The organism is Marinobacter salinus, assembly GCF_001854125.1.
Classification (GTDB): Bacteria; Pseudomonadota; Gammaproteobacteria; order Pseudomonadales; family Oleiphilaceae; genus Marinobacter; species Marinobacter salinus.
Window position 1 is genome coordinate 1,598,909 of sequence record NZ_CP017715.1, and the last position, 14,644, is coordinate 1,613,552.

13 protein-coding genes and 1 tRNA gene are annotated in these 14,644 nt (G+C 55.8%); 9 read left to right on the top strand and 5 right to left on the bottom strand.

All coding sequences use genetic code 11. The annotated features are described in order from the left end of the window. Window positions 1-5: 5 nt before the first annotated feature. The 4 genes from BKP64_RS07295 (at window position 6) to BKP64_RS07310 (ending at window position 4,122) form a co-directional block, all read left to right on the top strand. Window positions 6-1,283 (top strand): M48 family metalloprotease, encoded by a 1,278-nt coding sequence (locus BKP64_RS07295; RefSeq protein WP_227515531.1) that lies wholly within the window; start codon window positions 6-8, stop codon window positions 1,281-1,283. A 174-nt stretch (window positions 1,284-1,457) separates the two neighbouring features. After that, on the top strand, window positions 1,458-2,003 hold the full coding sequence (locus BKP64_RS07300; protein WP_070967951.1) for a hypothetical protein: 546 nt from the start codon (window positions 1,458-1,460) through the stop codon (window positions 2,001-2,003). Continuing rightward, on the top strand, window positions 2,003-3,190 hold the full coding sequence (locus BKP64_RS07305) for an iron-containing alcohol dehydrogenase (protein ID WP_070967954.1): 1,188 nt from the start codon (window positions 2,003-2,005) through the stop codon (window positions 3,188-3,190). Before BKP64_RS07300 ends, BKP64_RS07305 begins: the two co-directional genes overlap by 1 nt. Window positions 3,191-3,369: 179 nt before the next feature. Beyond that, window positions 3,370-4,122: a substrate-binding periplasmic protein gene (locus BKP64_RS07310; protein ID WP_227515532.1), complete on the top strand. Its 753-nt coding sequence runs from the start codon at window positions 3,370-3,372 to the stop codon at window positions 4,120-4,122. Window positions 4,123-4,130: 8 nt separating this feature from the next. Here the strand turns inward: BKP64_RS07310 and BKP64_RS07315 are convergent, their stop codons facing one another. Then, window positions 4,131-6,617: an ABC transporter permease gene (locus BKP64_RS07315; RefSeq protein WP_070967959.1), complete on the bottom strand. Its 2,487-nt coding sequence runs from the start codon at window positions 6,615-6,617 to the stop codon at window positions 4,131-4,133. Beyond that, on the bottom strand, window positions 6,617-7,336 hold the full coding sequence (locus BKP64_RS07320; RefSeq protein WP_070973598.1) for an ABC transporter ATP-binding protein: 720 nt from the start codon (window positions 7,334-7,336) through the stop codon (window positions 6,617-6,619). Before BKP64_RS07320 ends, BKP64_RS07315 begins: the two co-directional genes overlap by 1 nt. A gap of 61 nt (window positions 7,337-7,397) precedes the next feature. Between BKP64_RS07320 and BKP64_RS07325 the strand changes: the two genes are divergently transcribed. Beyond that, on the top strand, window positions 7,398-8,027 hold the full coding sequence (locus BKP64_RS07325; RefSeq protein WP_070967962.1) for an arylesterase: 630 nt from the start codon (window positions 7,398-7,400) through the stop codon (window positions 8,025-8,027). A 24-nt stretch (window positions 8,028-8,051) separates the two neighbouring features. Here BKP64_RS07325 and BKP64_RS07330 read toward each other — a convergent pair whose 3' ends face one another. Then, window positions 8,052-8,999: a YheT family hydrolase gene (locus BKP64_RS07330; RefSeq protein WP_070967965.1), complete on the bottom strand. Its 948-nt coding sequence runs from the start codon at window positions 8,997-8,999 to the stop codon at window positions 8,052-8,054. 73 nt (window positions 9,000-9,072) lie between these two features. Between BKP64_RS07330 and BKP64_RS07335 the strand changes: the two genes are divergently transcribed. Then, a tRNA-Asn gene (locus tag BKP64_RS07335) sits at window positions 9,073-9,148 on the top strand. A 56-nt stretch (window positions 9,149-9,204) separates the two neighbouring features. Here BKP64_RS07335 and BKP64_RS07340 read toward each other — a convergent pair. Beyond that, entirely contained in the window at window positions 9,205-10,494 is a 1,290-nt protein-coding gene (locus BKP64_RS07340; RefSeq protein ID WP_070967968.1) for a M18 family aminopeptidase, read from the bottom strand. Window positions 10,495-10,616: 122 nt separating this feature from the next. Between BKP64_RS07340 and BKP64_RS07345 the strand changes: the two genes are divergently transcribed. Both BKP64_RS07345 and BKP64_RS07350 read left to right on the top strand, forming a co-directional pair. Next, entirely contained in the window at window positions 10,617-11,102 is a 486-nt protein-coding gene (locus BKP64_RS07345) for a hypothetical protein (protein WP_070967970.1), read from the top strand. Between the two features lie 121 nt (window positions 11,103-11,223). Further along, a complete protein-coding gene (locus BKP64_RS07350) occupies window positions 11,224-11,820 on the top strand; it encodes an outer membrane beta-barrel protein (protein WP_227515533.1) in 597 nt (198 codons plus the stop codon). Window positions 11,821-11,855: 35 nt separating this feature from the next. Here BKP64_RS07350 and rlmKL read toward each other — a convergent pair whose 3' ends face one another. Further along, window positions 11,856-14,048, bottom strand: coding sequence for a bifunctional 23S rRNA (guanine(2069)-N(7))-methyltransferase RlmK/23S rRNA (guanine(2445)-N(2))-methyltransferase RlmL (rlmKL, locus tag BKP64_RS07355; RefSeq protein WP_236953996.1), 2,193 nt, complete (start codon window positions 14,046-14,048; stop codon window positions 11,856-11,858). 300 nt (window positions 14,049-14,348) lie between these two features. Between rlmKL and rmf the strand changes: the two genes are divergently transcribed. Beyond that, the gene (gene rmf, locus BKP64_RS07360) at window positions 14,349-14,561 is read left to right on the top strand and encodes a ribosome modulation factor (RefSeq protein ID WP_070967976.1); all 213 of its coding nucleotides are present in this window, start codon (window positions 14,349-14,351) and stop codon (window positions 14,559-14,561) included. Window positions 14,562-14,644: the final 83 nt, after the last annotated feature.

The window sequence follows — 14,644 nt, forward strand, 5'->3', positions numbered from 1 at the left end:
TGAGTGTGAAAAATGCTGCCGTACTACGCTGCCTTTCCGCTGCAGCGCTTTTGCTGCTCTTGACAGGCTGCTCTGTCAATCCGGTCACGGGCGAAAAACAGCTATCCCTGATTCCCGAAAGCCAGGAACTGGCCATGGGCGCCGAACAATACACACCCACCCAGCAAACCCAGGGTGGGCAATTCTATATGGATCCGGAACTGGCGCTTTATGTCCGGGATGTCGGGCAAAAACTGGCGCAGGTCAGTGATCGCCCTGACCTGCCCTATGAATTTGTAGTACTCAACAGCAGTGTTCCCAACGCCTGGGCGTTGCCAGGCGGCAAAATCGCGGTGAACCGGGGCCTGCTGATCAAGCTGGACGATGAAGCCCAGCTTGCGTCTGTGCTGGGCCACGAGATTGTTCACGCAGCCGCACGCCACAGCGTTCAGAGAATGCAGCAGACCCAGATGATAAGCCTTGGCGTTGGCGTGCTGGGCATGGCCGTGACGGACAACGAATGGGCCGGACTGGTCATGGGCGGCGCTGCCCTGGGCGCCCAGCTTGCGTTAGCCCAGTACAGCCAGGGCGATGAACTGGAATCGGACCATTACGGCATTCTTTACATGAAAGAAGCAGGTTACGACCCCGGCGCGGCCGTTGAGTTGCAGGAGCTCTTCCTGAAACTCTCCGAAGGGCGGGACAGTAATTTTCTGCAGGGTTTGTTTGCCACGCACCCGCCTTCCGCCAAGAGGGTGCAGGAAAACCGGGACCTGGTGAGCAAGGTTGGCGCTGGCGGGTACCGGGGGAAGGATGTATATCAACGGAAGCTCGCCACTCTGAGGAAGCTTCAGCCCGCCTATGATGCCCATGAAAAAGCCCTTGAGCTGGCATCGGAGGATAGACTTGAGCCTGCCCTGGAAAAAATTAATGAAGCCATCCGCCTGGCGCCGGATGAAGCCATGTTCTATGCCCTTCGTGGCCGAATATACAAAGAACAGAATAATTCCGAGAAGGCCGCAGCCGATTTCGAAAAAGCCGTCTCACTTTACCCGGAGATGTTCGTTTACCGACTTTATAACGGCCTGAATGCCCTCGCCATGAACAACCTGGACACAGCCCGGGAAAATCTTCTTCACGCCAATCAGACGGTACCCACATCTATCGCGTTCCTGCGACTCGGTGACATTTCCGTTAAACAAAACCGGCGCGATGATGCGATTGCGTATTATCGCAAAGCCACCGAAGCGGGCGGAGACGTTGCCGAAGAGGCGAAACGAAAGCTTGCGGCGCTAACCCAGTAATCATTCTGCACGCTTCCCTCTTTCAGGGCCGGCGGACGATAGTCCCCCGGCCTTTTTTATGCCACCAGGCTCTCATTTGCAGTATTGACGTCGGATTGGCGTCATCACATACATTGACTTTTAGAGCAATAACTCTAAAAATCATATAACACAAACAACCAATGGATGACGGCCATGTTAGCGAAACGTATCCAGCCGATGGTATTCCAGGCCCGCCGCCTGTACGTGGAGTTAATGTTCCAGGTGATGGGGCGCGCTCTTCAGGCGGTCAGTGAAGTGGATGCCACGGTGAATCAGGAGGCCCTGGCACTCCCCGAAGGCTTCCTCTTTGAAATGATGGTTATGCCAGACGGACCGAGGCTGATTGTGGAGCACACGGGCCTGGGGCGTTTTCATTATCACGGTAGTTCGGCGCCCCGCCCGATAGATCTCTCAATCCAGTTCAAACACATTGCCCATGCCTTCCTGGTGCTTTCGTTTCAGGAGAAGACGTCGGTGGCCTTTGCCAACGACCGAATGCTGGTGGATGGTGACATCAGTTATGCCGTCCGGATGACGCGGGTCCTCAACCGGCTTGAGGCTTTCATTTTGCCCAGACTCATTGCGGAGCGAGCCGTGAAAGAATACCCGACTGACCTGCACCTACCTGAAAAACTGGTCAGTGCGGCCCGTATTTACCTGAAAGTTGCAACCAATTTTGTTGAGACGGTGAGAGCGTAATGACTAACAAATACTATGAGTTCTTCTGCCCGGTAAAAGTCATTGCCGGCAAGGCAGCACTGGAGCATATCCCTTACGAACTGACCGGCCTCTCGGCCAAACGGCCAATGATTATCACAGACAAGGGCGTTCGCGCTGCGGGCCTGCTGGAGCCCGTCATTACAGCCTGTGAGGAAAGTGGCCTTGAAATCGTCAGCATTTATGATGACGTACCCCCGGATTCCTCGACCACAGTTGTTCGGGACATAGCGGGCATCTATCGCAAGGAAAAATGCGACTCCATAATCGCGGTTGGCGGTGGTTCAGCCATTGATACCGGCAAGGCCGTCAACATTCTGGTATCAGAGGGCGGCGACAACATCGCCAAATACAGTGGTGCGGGCATTATCAAGCATCCGCTGAAGCCGTTTTTTGTGGTACCCACTACCGCAGGTACTGGTTCGGAAGTAACCTCGGTTGCCGTCATCACCGACGAAACCAAGGGCGTAAAACTGCCCTTTACTTCGTCTTTCCTGCTGCCCAACGCGGCCATTATTGATCCGCGCATGACTCTGACACTGCCGCCTCATATCACGGCAGCAACCGCCATGGATGCGATGACCCATGCGACCGAGGCCTTCACCTGCATGGCAAAGAACCCACTGAGTGATGCCTATGCAACCGCGGCCATAAAAAAAGTCAGTCACTCACTTTTGCATGTCATGGACAATCCAAAGGATACCGACGGTCGTCTGGAACTGGCGCAGGCGTCCACCATGGCCGGCATTGCGTTCTCGAATTCAATGGTAGGACTTGTGCACTCCCTCGGCCACGCCACCGGCGCAATTTGCCACCTGCCCCACGGCTTGTGCATGAGCCTATACCTGCCCTACGTCCTCGAGTTCAATCTGGAGTCGATTCGTGAACCCCTGGGTGAGCTTCTGCTCTACCTTGAAGGGCCGGAAGTCTTCTCCGCAACGCCAGCCAGCCGCCGTGCTGAAGCAAGCATTTCGGCAATTCGAAAGCTGCGGGATGCTCTCTACAAACGATGCCAGTTGCCGCGCACTCTCAAAGAAACCGGTAAAGTGCTGGAAAGTCAGCTGGACCACATTGCCGAGATGGCGCTGGATGATGGGTCAATCATGTTCAACCCGAAAGAGGTTTCGCTGGAAGACGCTCGGACAGTGCTGCGTCGCGCCTGGGCATAATCCTTCGGCCGGGGGCCCTGCCGGCCCCCGAAACTTGCCTGAAACACATAAAATATTGGGTTATTGAATTATATTGATAAAAAAGTAACAATTATGCGCATTCTGGCAGGGATGTAGCCGGGTATGTTATTCAACCGACATCAGAGTCCTGCGCCATGAAAAGCCGACGATCCTGCCGATTGATTTGCTTCGCCAGCCTTGCTTTTTTCCTCATTGGGTTTGTTGCCCTTTCTTCCAGGGCTATGGCTTCTCCCGAAGATAAAACATTCCACCTGAATGTTTCTCCAAACGGCTATCCCCCCTACCTGATTGTGGACGGGGAAACGCCCTCAGGCATTATGTGGGATGCCGTGCTGCTGATTGCAGACCGTCTTGGTTACACCCTGATGGCGGAGAAAATTCCCCGTAAGCGCGTCGATCAAATGCTGCTCGATGGTTACGTTGATGGCACCCCTCGGGCCATAGAATGGACGGAACAACCGGAAAGATTTCTGTTTACAGACCCGATCGTGAACAGTGAAGAAGTATTCTTCATACCTAAAAAATCAGCAGAAAGCTACGAATCTCCGGCGGACCTCTTTTCCAAAACCCTGGTGACGCAGTTGGGCTTCCATTATCCTCCGCTCGAGCCATATTTTTCCGCGGGTACTATTCAGCGCTTCGACGTATCGCGGACTCGGGACATGTTCACCTTCGTACTCCACGGAGACCGCTTTCACGCCGCCGTGGCTGACCGCCTGGTTGGACAGTGGATTCTCCGCAACGAAGGGCTTCAGGACGAGTTCAGGACATCGCGCGAAGTCATCAGCCAATATGGCTTTCGAATCATGGTCACTAAACAATGGGCGGATTTCGTTGACGCCTTCAATAACGAGCTCGCCCGCATCCGCAAGAACGGCGAACTGGATGCCATTCTTGCGAACTACCGGTAAACCGGAGATTACTCCAGTCGCCGCAACAGCAGCATAGGCGACACGTTCAGCACCGGTCGCAACTGCCAACGCCCGAACACGGCAAGAACTACAGCACTAATCAGCGGCACCGGCAACACAACCTGCCAATGCCAGTTGAAACTGCCCTCAAACATCCGGAACTGAAGGGCCCAGACAGCAGCTTCCGCTGCAACCACACCAAGCACACCGGCAAAACCACCCAACAGGGCAAATTCCAGCATAGTACTTCGCACCAGCAGAGACTGGCGACCGCCCAGGGTTCTCAGTAACGCTCCCTCCCTCTGACGGTCCCGCAGGGTAGCACTCACCACGGCAGCCATAACCACCAGGGCAGCGGCCAGAATCAGGGCAAGAATAGCCTCAATGGCCTGGGTTACCTGAAGAACGATCTGTTGAATACGCTCAATAATGTTATCAATCTCCAACACCGAAATTGTCGGGAACTGGCGGGAGAAGTCGTTCAATTCTGTTTTCTTCTCCGAGGGTAGGTAGAAGCTGGTTATCCAGGTAGCTGGCATATCCGTCAAACCACCACCAGGCGGAAAGGCCATGTAGAAATTGGGCTTCATGCTGTCCCACTGGACCGTACGAATACTGGTAACCGGTTCCGTAACTTTCGCGGATCCAATGGTAAAGCTCAGTTTGTCACCGAGCTTTAGCCCCAGGCGTTCTGCCAGTTGCGATTCCACCGATACACCCTGCACCTGGCCCGGTTCAAACCATTGCCCCTGCACAATCTCGTTATCCTCGGGCAATGACGACATCCAGGTGAGATTCAGCTCCCGGTTCAGCGCGCCGATCCTCTGGTCTTTGCTAACCGCCTCCTTCACCGGCTGGCCGTTCAGTTCAGTAAGTCGCCCGCGCACCATGGGATAAAGTCGGTCCAGGGGTTGTCCGCGCTCTTGCCAGAAAGCGCCCACCTCGTCCACGGCATCCGGCGCAATGTTAATCAGGAAGTGGTTCGGCGCATCTTCGGGCAACTGTGCCTGCCAGTCATTCAGCAGGGAGGTTCGGACGAGGATCAATGTGGCCGCCAGCATCAGGGTCATGGCGAATACCGCCATCTGGGAAAGGCTGGCGCGGCGGTGGCGATACAGCCCCACCAGTGCCAGTCGCCAGGAATTGCCGCCACCGCGCACTTTCCTCAATGTCGCAACCAGGAGTCCCCCTAGCAGCCCGAGGGCCCCAAGCAGGAGCACCAAACCACCAAGCAGCGATACCACCAGTGCCAACTCGCCGGCGTAAGCCCAAACCAGCCCGAATACAGCGAGAACGGCAATCGCCATATCCGGCAAAGCCTCCCGCCCCGTTTCCCCAGGCTGACTGCGCAGCACGCGCATTGCCGGGACATGACGCAAACGTCGAATCGGCGGATAGGCAAACGCAAACAGCGACACCAAAGCGGTCAGAAGAGCCGGGGTTAACGCTGACGGGTCAAGGTAGAATTCCACCGGGCGCTCAAGCACATCGCTCAATATTCGGGTCAGTAACCAGAACAGGGGCAAGGCAACCAACAACCCGCCAACAACACCGGTAATACCCCAGAGTGCCAGCCGGCGGAGGTAAAGCTTACCGATACCGCCACTGCTAACCCCCAACGTTTTCAGCAGCGCCACCGTATCTCTTTGAGACAAAGCGTATTGCCGGCTGGCTACAGCAACCGCAACTGCTGCCAGCAAAACAGCCAGGCTGCCGCCGAGAAGCAGGAATCGCTCGGCTCGCTCAAGAGACCGGGAGAAGGTCTCTCCGTCGCGGACACCTTCCCATTCATGACTCGGTTCAAGGCGCGGCTTCAACCAGGTGTAATAGTCCTCAAGCGCAGCATTGTCGCCTGCGAACAGATAAACGTACTCTACCCGACTACCTTCCTGGATAACGCCAGTCGAGGCCACATCGTCCACATGCATCATTACCCGGGGAGCCAGGGATGACAGCCTGAATCCGCCATCGGGCTCGCGGATGAGAAGTCCTGATATGGTCAGATTCCGGTTCCCCACCTCCAGCGAGTCACCGATAGTCAGGTCCAACAGTCGCAACAGGCGAGGGTTAATCCAGACTTGCCCGGGTTTCGGCCCCCCGGCCACCATGCTTCGCGGCCCCTCGGCATCCTGCTGCACCTCAATCTGACCGCGCAAAGGGTATTCATTACTGACGGCTTTCACGGACACCAGCTGAAAACCGCCACTCCCGAATACCATGGTGGAAAATTCCACCATTCTGCCGGTGGCGAGTCCTTTGGCCTGAGCCTCTTGCAGCCAGTCTGCCGGTATTTCCCGGCCGTTTTCTGCTTCAAGCTGGCGATCTGCCGCCAAAAAAGAGCTGGCCGAGGACACAAGGGTGCGCTGCAACTGACTGGCAAACAGGGCGATGGTGGCAACGGTTGCGACAGCGATGATCAGTGCTGCCAGCACCACACGAACGTCTCGCTCGCGCCAGTCGCGGCGAACAGACATCAATTTCTTTGCGGCAGCCATCAGTGGGCCAGCTCCCGGGCCGGTTCCGGCTCTGTCAGCACGCCTGCCTCAATGTGAAACTGCCGGCCACACCGACCCGCCAGGTGCTCATCATGGGTGACCATGATCAATGTCGTGCCCTGCTCCCGATTGAGCGCCATTAACAGATCCGACACTGCTTGTCCGGTTCGGTTATCGAGGTTGCCGGTGGGCTCGTCGGCAAACAGGATGACTGGTTCAGAGGCAAACGCCCGGGCGATCGCCACCCGCTGCTGCTCACCACCTGATAGTTGCCGGGGGGTATGGGACAGGCGCTCCCCCAAGCCAACACGTTCCAAAAGCTCCCGCGCCCGCTTCTCGGGCTCTTCCATGCCGGCCAACTCCAACGGCAGCATAACGTTCTCCAGTGCTGTTAACGCCGGCAGCAGCTGAAACGACTGGAACACGAAACCAACCCGCCGGGCCCTCAGCTTTGCCCTCTCATCTTCGCTAAGCTTGCTGATCACCGAACCGTCCAGCTCGACCGTTCCCTCGCTCGGCGTGTCCAGTCCTGCCAGCAATCCCAGCAACGTGGTTTTACCGGAACCGGAGCGACCGACAATGGCTACGGATTCTCCCCGATTGATTTCCAGACTGACCCCCTGCAAGATCGTCAGCGTATCGGTTTCAAGGCTGACTCTGTGAGTCAGGTTCGAGACACGCAACATCGGATGCTGACGGTCGGAGTTGAGATCGGTCATCTGGTTCACTAGAGCCCCCGTTCCTGGGTTTGTTGAACTGAAAAAGGTAAATGAATTGACTATGCATACGGCACGACGGTCCGCCAGATCAATCCTTTTGGTATTTCTCGCTTTTTTCTCCGCGCACTCGCTCGCCAGCCAGAACACGCTGCTTATTCTGGGTGACAGCCTGAGTGCCGCTTACGGTGTTCCTTCCGAAACCGCCTGGGTCCAGTTACTCAAACAGCGCCTGCAAAACAATGGCTTGGCGCAATGGCAGGTCATTAATGCCAGCATCAGTGGTGAGACTACCGATGGCGGTGCCAGGCGGCTACCCAGGCTGATTGAGGAAAACAATCCGGACGTCGTCATCATAGAGCTGGGCGGCAATGACGGACTGCGCGGGTTCCCGCCCAACGTCATCGAGTCCAACCTGGCCTCCATGATCACGCTGGTCCAGAAGTCCGGCGCCAGAGCCGTACTGGTGGGCATGCAGATACCACCCAACTATGGCCAACGTTATACCAGCACGTTCGCGGATATCTTCCCGAAACTCTCGGACCGGTTCGACACCGCTCTGGTTCCCTTCTTTCTGGAAGGTATCTACGATCAGGAAGCCCTGATGCAGGAAGACGGCATCCACCCGACAGACGAGGCACAATCACAGCTTCTTGAAAATGTCTGGCCCGTTCTCAAGCCAGTGCTTCGTTAGGGCGTTTATCGCTGATTGGCGGCGTCAGAAAACGCCCTGCAAAAATGCAATGGCCCGGCGCTCCGACCAGTAGTAGCCATCCCGGGCATGCTCCACGAATCCGACGTGTCCGCCCCAACGCGGCGCTTCCAGACGGACGTGTTTTCCCAATATGCCGCGGGACTCCGGAAAACACGCCGGCGACAGGAAAGGATCGTCCGCGGCATTGAGCATCAGTGCCGGCACCCGAATGTTCCTGAGCTGTCCAAGTGCCGAGCACTGGGCCCAGTAATCCCGGGCATCCCGGAAACCATGCAACGGCGCCGTGTAACGATCATCAAATTCGCGAAACGTGCGGATAGATTCAAAACCGGTAACATCGATCAAATCCGGAAACTTCTCCGCTTTTCCCTGCATTTTCCAATGAAGATCCTTCAGGAAACGCTGCATGTATATTTTTCGGCTTGGACGGGCAAGAACTTCCGCACTGCCCGCCAGATCACACGGTACAGAGTAGGTAACGGCGCCACATATCCGGCTGTCAATCTGCTCCCCCTGCTGAGCAAGGTAGAGCAACGTCAGATTCCCACCCATGCTGAAGCCGGAAAGGAAGACCGTGTCGTAGCCGTTCCCGAGACCATGCCTTACAACCCTGCCCAGGTCGCCAGTCGCGCCGCTGTGATAGAACCGGGGCTGCCGGTTCATCACACCGCCACAGGAGCGGAAATTCCACGCAAGTACATCCCAGCCGTCAATCAGCAGTGCCCGGGTAAGACCCAGCACATAAGGCCGGCGACTATGGCCCTCAAGACCATGGGAAATAATGGCAAGGCGGTTACTGCCCTGCCGATACCAGTCAAGGTGCAACTCGTCGTCGTCATCCGTCTGAATGACCTCTGGCTGCGGCGACAGTGTCTCGACCTTGCGAAACAGAGTGGGCCAGACCGACTGTACATGCCCGCTACGGAGCCAGGGTGGTGGACGATAGTACAATTTTTAACCTTTCAATTCAGGGGGTTGACCCGATCCCGCAAAGCGCTTAATATGCGCGCCACTTTGCTGCTGTTCCCCGATAGCTCAGTTGGTAGAGCAACGGACTGTTAATCCGTTTGTCGCTGGTTCGAGCCCAGCTCGGGGAGCCACATATTTCGAAATGCCGCTGCTTCGTATGAACCAGCGGCATTTTTCATTCCGGACTTCAGAAAATCTGCTCTCGCTGCATGAATTCTTCAAGCACCCGGAACAAAGTATAACCATCCTCAGTCCCGATAAGCTCCCGGATTGAGTGCATACCAAACTGAGGCACGCCGATATCCAGTGTAGTCACACCCAGATTCCCTGCCGTCAACGGTCCGATTGTGCTTCCACAGCCCATATCGCTGCGCACAACGAAGGTCTGGTGCGGCAAGCCCAACTCATCACTGATGTGGCGATAAACGGCTGCTGATCGGCTATTGGTCGCATAGCGCTGGTTGTGATTAACCTTGATGACTGGCCCCTGGTTCAATAAGGGACCGTGATTCTCGTCGTGTTTGTCCATGTAATTGGGATGGATACCGTGGGCATTATCCGCCGAAATCATCATTGACCGAGCAATCGCCCGAGCTCTGCCGGAACCACACCAGCGATCAATAACCGCAGACAGGAACGGCCCCTGGGCCCCTTCTGCCGACATGCTCCCGACCTCTTCGTGATCATTACACACGAGCAGCACAGCCTCGTCGCCGGAGGTATTCAACAAAGACTGAAGGCCAACATAGCAACTCAACAGATTGTCCAGTCGCGCCGATGCTATAAACTCATCACGCAGTCCGACAAAAGAGGCCTCCCGGGCGTCATAGAAGCTCAACTCATACCCCAAAACTTTGCGCACCTTCATACCGGATTCGCTCGCCATTTGCTGGCACAGAAGATCAGCAAAGCTGGTGGTATCGGTTTCCGGAACCTGCATGAGAACAGGAGGTAGATCCGTCTGGGCGTTCACCGTGCGATTGCTATTTGCCTCCCGATCCAGGTGAATGGCCAGGCTAGGGATAAAGGCCACCGGCTTGCGGAAGTCCACAAGTGTGTCGCACACCTTACCGTTTTCATCCAGAACGGTTACCCTACCCGCAAGTGAAAGATCCCGGTCAAACCAGGGGTTCAGCAAAACACCGCCATACACCTCAACGCCGAGCTGAAAGAAGCCCTTTCGACGCAACTCCGGGTTAGGCTTCACTTTAAGGCAGGGGCTATCCGTGTGGGCGCCGACCATGCGGATCCCGGACGTTGTTACATCATTCTGTCCTGTGCGAAACGCAACAATGGACGAGCCGTTCCGGATAACGTAATAACCCTGATTACGAGCCAGCGACCAGTCATCCCGTTCGTCGAGCTCTTCAAAGCCGGCCGCATCCAGCCGGTATTTCATGGTGGCAACCGCATGCCAGGGCGTTGGCGATGAGTCCAGAAATTTCAGCAAGTCTTTGTTAAATTCAGCGTGTTCCATGATGTTCCTGATTCGATGATAATTGCTTGAATAGTATGGCATGAAGCTCTCAAGCCTCATACTCGGATGCGGACATTCCTGACCACCAGATTTTTACTCACCCGTGATTACCGGAGCCCATCGTGCAAGCACCAAGATTTCTCGATATTGAATACTGCCATACAGACGACGCCCTGTTTCCGGTTGCCATGGCCTGGTCGCTGGCCGACGGTCGCATGAAAGCGGTCGTTATTGCCCCGGAAGACGACTGGCTGCCTGACGATGGCGACCTGGGCGACGTCGACCTCAGGTACCTCGAAGAACAGGGCGTGCCGATACTGGAGTTAGCACGAGAACTCCACGAAGACCTGCCGGACCAGACCGTTTACGTCGATGGACTGGACCCGGACGAGATCCTCATTGACAAGATCTTCACCGCCCTTGGCCAGGAAGCTCCCTTTGAGATCGCACCGATCACCGACCTTATTACCGGCTTGGACAGCAACGACCTGGAAGACCGCCGCCGCCAGGTCATGATTGATGAAGGCCTGGAGCCCCAACTGCCGGAAAACGGAGTCTATGCACTGCTGCTTCTGGCCAAAGAAGAGGGCCTTCTTGAAGAAAACTGAGCACTACACCCTTACTCAACACAGGGAAGTGTGACACGGGTCGACGTAACAAACGGTTACAGAAGGCAAAATCAGCCCGTATCCGCTTACGTCAGGAAGCCCCATAACAATGAACCAGGTTGTGAGAACATCCCTCCTCGCCGCGCTGATTGCGGCCACGATGCCCACATCTCCGACTGCAACGGCTCAGGAAAAAGCGCGGGAAGACATGCATTATGTTGGCATGCTGGCGACCGCTTTCAACCACCGCACCGTGGGCGAGCTCACCAACGAGACTGGCTGGGGCTCTGGCGGCACACTGATTGTCGGCGGTCACATCACTGACTTCTTTCACGCCGAGCTAAGGGCTGGCGGTGGTTTCAAGGATGCAGACATCCCCGAAAGTGACCTGACTCTTTCCATCGACTACTTCGCCAGCTGGTACCTCGGCATGCACTACCCCATCACCGATTCGGCCGACATTTACGGGCAGTTTGGCTTTTCCTACATCAACGGAGAAGGCAGACTCATGAACGCCGAAGATAGTCGGAATGCCCAGTTCCGGGATCTTGAAGGGGAATTCCCGGGCAGCAGTTTCAGCATAAGCTGGGTTGCCGGTCTGGACTTTGAAGTTCTCGACAACACCTACCTGGTTTTCGAAGGCGGAAAACTGTTCGAAGATACCGGAACGAACGTGAATACGTTTCAGTTCTCCGGTGGTCTGCGTTACGAATTCTGAAACCGCAGTCCACCGGCCGATCTGGACGAATCAGGTCAGTCCTGGTGGCGAATATGCCAGCACCGATGGATTCTCGCGTTCCGCTGAAAATCTCTATCAAGGGTGCTTTTGCTCACCTCTTCGATTTCGAACTCGCCTTCCAGAGCCTCATCCAGCTTAAAGCGCCGGAAATTGTTTGAGAAGATCAACAAACCTTCAGAGTTCAGCCGGGCCATGGCCTGACGAATAAGCCTGCCGTGGTCTTTCTGGATATCCAGCACACCCGCCATGCGGGCGGAATTGGAGAAAGTGGGAGGATCCATGAAAATCAGATCAAACCGCTGGTCCGGGGACGGTTTCTCAGCCAACCAGGCCAGACAGTCTGCCTGTTCCACCCGGTGACGTTTCGGGTCTGCACGGTTCAACGCGAGATTTTCTTCCGCCCAATTCACATAGGTCTTTGACATATCAAGACTCAGAGAGCGGCTGGCGCCTCCGACTGCCGCATGCACTGTCGCGGCACCGGTGTAGCAGAAAAGGTTCAGAAACCGCTGACCTTTCGCGTGCTGCTGAATCCAGAGCCTCACCGGACGATGGTCGAGAAAAAGGCCGGTATCCAGGTAGTCTTTCAGATTCACTTTCAGCACACATCCGTGCTCATGCACCTGAAAAAACTCGCCGCTGGCCTCCTGCTTCTCGTACTGGCTCGTGCCTGTCTGGCGCTGGCGCTGTTTTGTCACCATATCCTCGCGTTCAATACCCAGCGCACCCGGAATAACCGCCAACGCCTCCGCGAGGCGCTCTCTGGCAGAGCGCTCATCAACAGACTTGGGAGCAGCATATTCCTGAACGTGAACCCTTCCCTCGTAAATATCAATGGCCAGGGCAAACTCCGGCATGTCAGCGTCATACAGGCGATAGCAACTGATCCCCTGCTTGCGGGCCCACTGCCCGATCGTCTTCATGTTTTTCTTAAGTCGGTTCCCGAGCATTGCCGCCCGTTCCTCGTTGGCAATGCGTGGCGTGATTTCGCCGGGAATGTCCGGCTCCCTGGGCGTCATCGCGCTGGCATCATCAATCTCGAATAACAGTAACTGGGCCGGGAGCTTGCCGTTGAAAAGGCGATACTGCTTGTAGCTCCGCAAACCAATGGATTTACCGTACTCCGGCGCTCCAGTGAACACACCCAGGCGCCAACCAGGAGCGACACGCTTTACGGACTCCCCGAGCGAGCGATAAAGGGCAGACAATTCCCGACGCTCACTCAGGCGTTCGCCGTAGGGGGGATTGGTTAACACCAGACCGGTTTCGGCCCAGCCTCCATCAAGAGCCAGATCCGCTACCTGCCGGACTTCCAGCTGGATCACACCATCAAGCCCTGCCCGCTGAAGATTATTCCGGGCGGTCGCAATAACCCGGCTGTCCTGATCGAACCCCGCGAACTTTGGCAACTTGCCCTGCTTCCCCTCATGGGCGCGGCGCTCCGCTTCCTGGCGAAGAGACAGCCATAATTCGGGCTGGTGCCCTGGCCACTTCTCAAAACCGAAGCCCTCGCTCTTGCGCCCCGGCGCAAGATCCAGAGCCATCATCGCAGCCTCTATCAGCAACGTGCCGGAACCACACATGGGATCGACAAAATCACCTCCCTCACGGGCAATCTCAGGCCAGCCAGCACGCAGCAAAAGAGCAGCAGCCAGGTTTTCCTTCATGGGTGCAAGGCCCTTCTCTGTGCGATAACCGCGCATGTGAAGACTGTGTCCGCTCAGGTCTATCCCGAGGGACAGCCGGCCACGGTTGAGCCTTGCCGAGATGACGACATCCGGCGCCTTTGCATCGGACGATGGACGTTGCCCGCCGCCGACCCGGAACCGGTCAACTATGCCGTCCTTCACCCTCTGCGCACCAAACTGGGTGTTCCGAATGGCCTCGTTTTGGCCAAGGAATGTCACCCGGAAACTGCCATTAACCGGAATATGCTGTTGCCAGTCCAGGTGAACCACGCCGTCATACAGACGGTCACCACTGGTGGCATCAACCTCATCAATATGCAGGATGACCCGGTTCGCAAGCCGTGACCAAAGACACGTACGGTAACCGCCTTCCAGACTGCCCTTCGCCCAGACACCGGCCGGCGCATTACGAACTGGCTCCAGCCCGAACGTTTTGAGTTCGTCTGCCAAAAGATATTCAACGCCCTTCGGGCAGGTTACGAAAAAGACAGATTGGGACAAGTTCAACTCCTGATTCATTGGGTCATCCGGGTAAGTTTCCGGAATAGCAGCTTTTTAAAAATAGAGCTGTCATTTTTTATTTCATAAAAATATAAAAAAACATTCACATAGATGAAATAAATAGTGTACATCAGCGCGATGTTTGAATTAGCTTGTAAGTGACGCGTCGTTCCGGTGGCATAAACGCCTCGGTTAACAGGATCCTGACTGCTCTGGCTTGAGCTGACAATAGTGGGTTATCCCTGAATGGAGTCCACTGATCGCAGCCACTGCAGATGTGTACACGCTTGTTCTGTTAATCCATCAGTGAGGAACGGCATGAAAAGACAGAAAAGAGACATGTACGCTCGTGCATTCAAGCGGGGTTATCTCGCTGGCGTGTCCGGTAAACCGAAAGACAGCTGCCCGATCGAACAGGCTGAAGTCCGCCAGGAATGGCTGAACGGGTGGCGAGAAGGCCGCACAGATAACTGGGAGGGCATGACCGGCGTTTCCGGCATCCACAAACTTTCCAACGTCACGTCAGCGTGACGACATTCACAAGTAACCCCGAATCTTGATCTGATCTTTTTTCATACAATTTGGCGCAGTACTCAGAGTAACCCAAACGGGGC

Excerpts from the sequence above, each read along its gene's own strand:
- BKP64_RS07300 (WP_070967951.1), top strand. The coding sequence starts at position 1,458 with ATGTTAGCGAAACGTATCCAGCCGATGGTATTCCAGGCCCGCCGCCTG.
- BKP64_RS07320 (WP_070973598.1), bottom strand. The coding sequence starts at position 7,336 with ATGACCGATCTCAACTCCGACCGTCAGCATCCGATGTTGCGTGTCTCG.
- rlmKL (WP_236953996.1), bottom strand. The coding sequence starts at position 14,048 with ATGAATCAGGAGTTGAACTTGTCCCAATCTGTCTTTTTCGTAACCTGC.
- rmf (WP_070967976.1), top strand. The coding sequence starts at position 14,349 with ATGAAAAGACAGAAAAGAGACATGTACGCTCGTGCATTCAAGCGGGGT.
- BKP64_RS07325 (WP_070967962.1), top strand. The coding sequence starts at position 7,398 with ATGCATACGGCACGACGGTCCGCCAGATCAATCCTTTTGGTATTTCTC.
- BKP64_RS07315 (WP_070967959.1), bottom strand. The coding sequence starts at position 6,617 with ATGGCTGCCGCAAAGAAATTGATGTCTGTTCGCCGCGACTGGCGCGAG.
- BKP64_RS07340 (WP_070967968.1), bottom strand. The coding sequence starts at position 10,494 with ATGGAACACGCTGAATTTAACAAAGACTTGCTGAAATTTCTGGACTCA.
- BKP64_RS07305 (WP_070967954.1), top strand. The coding sequence starts at position 2,003 with ATGACTAACAAATACTATGAGTTCTTCTGCCCGGTAAAAGTCATTGCC.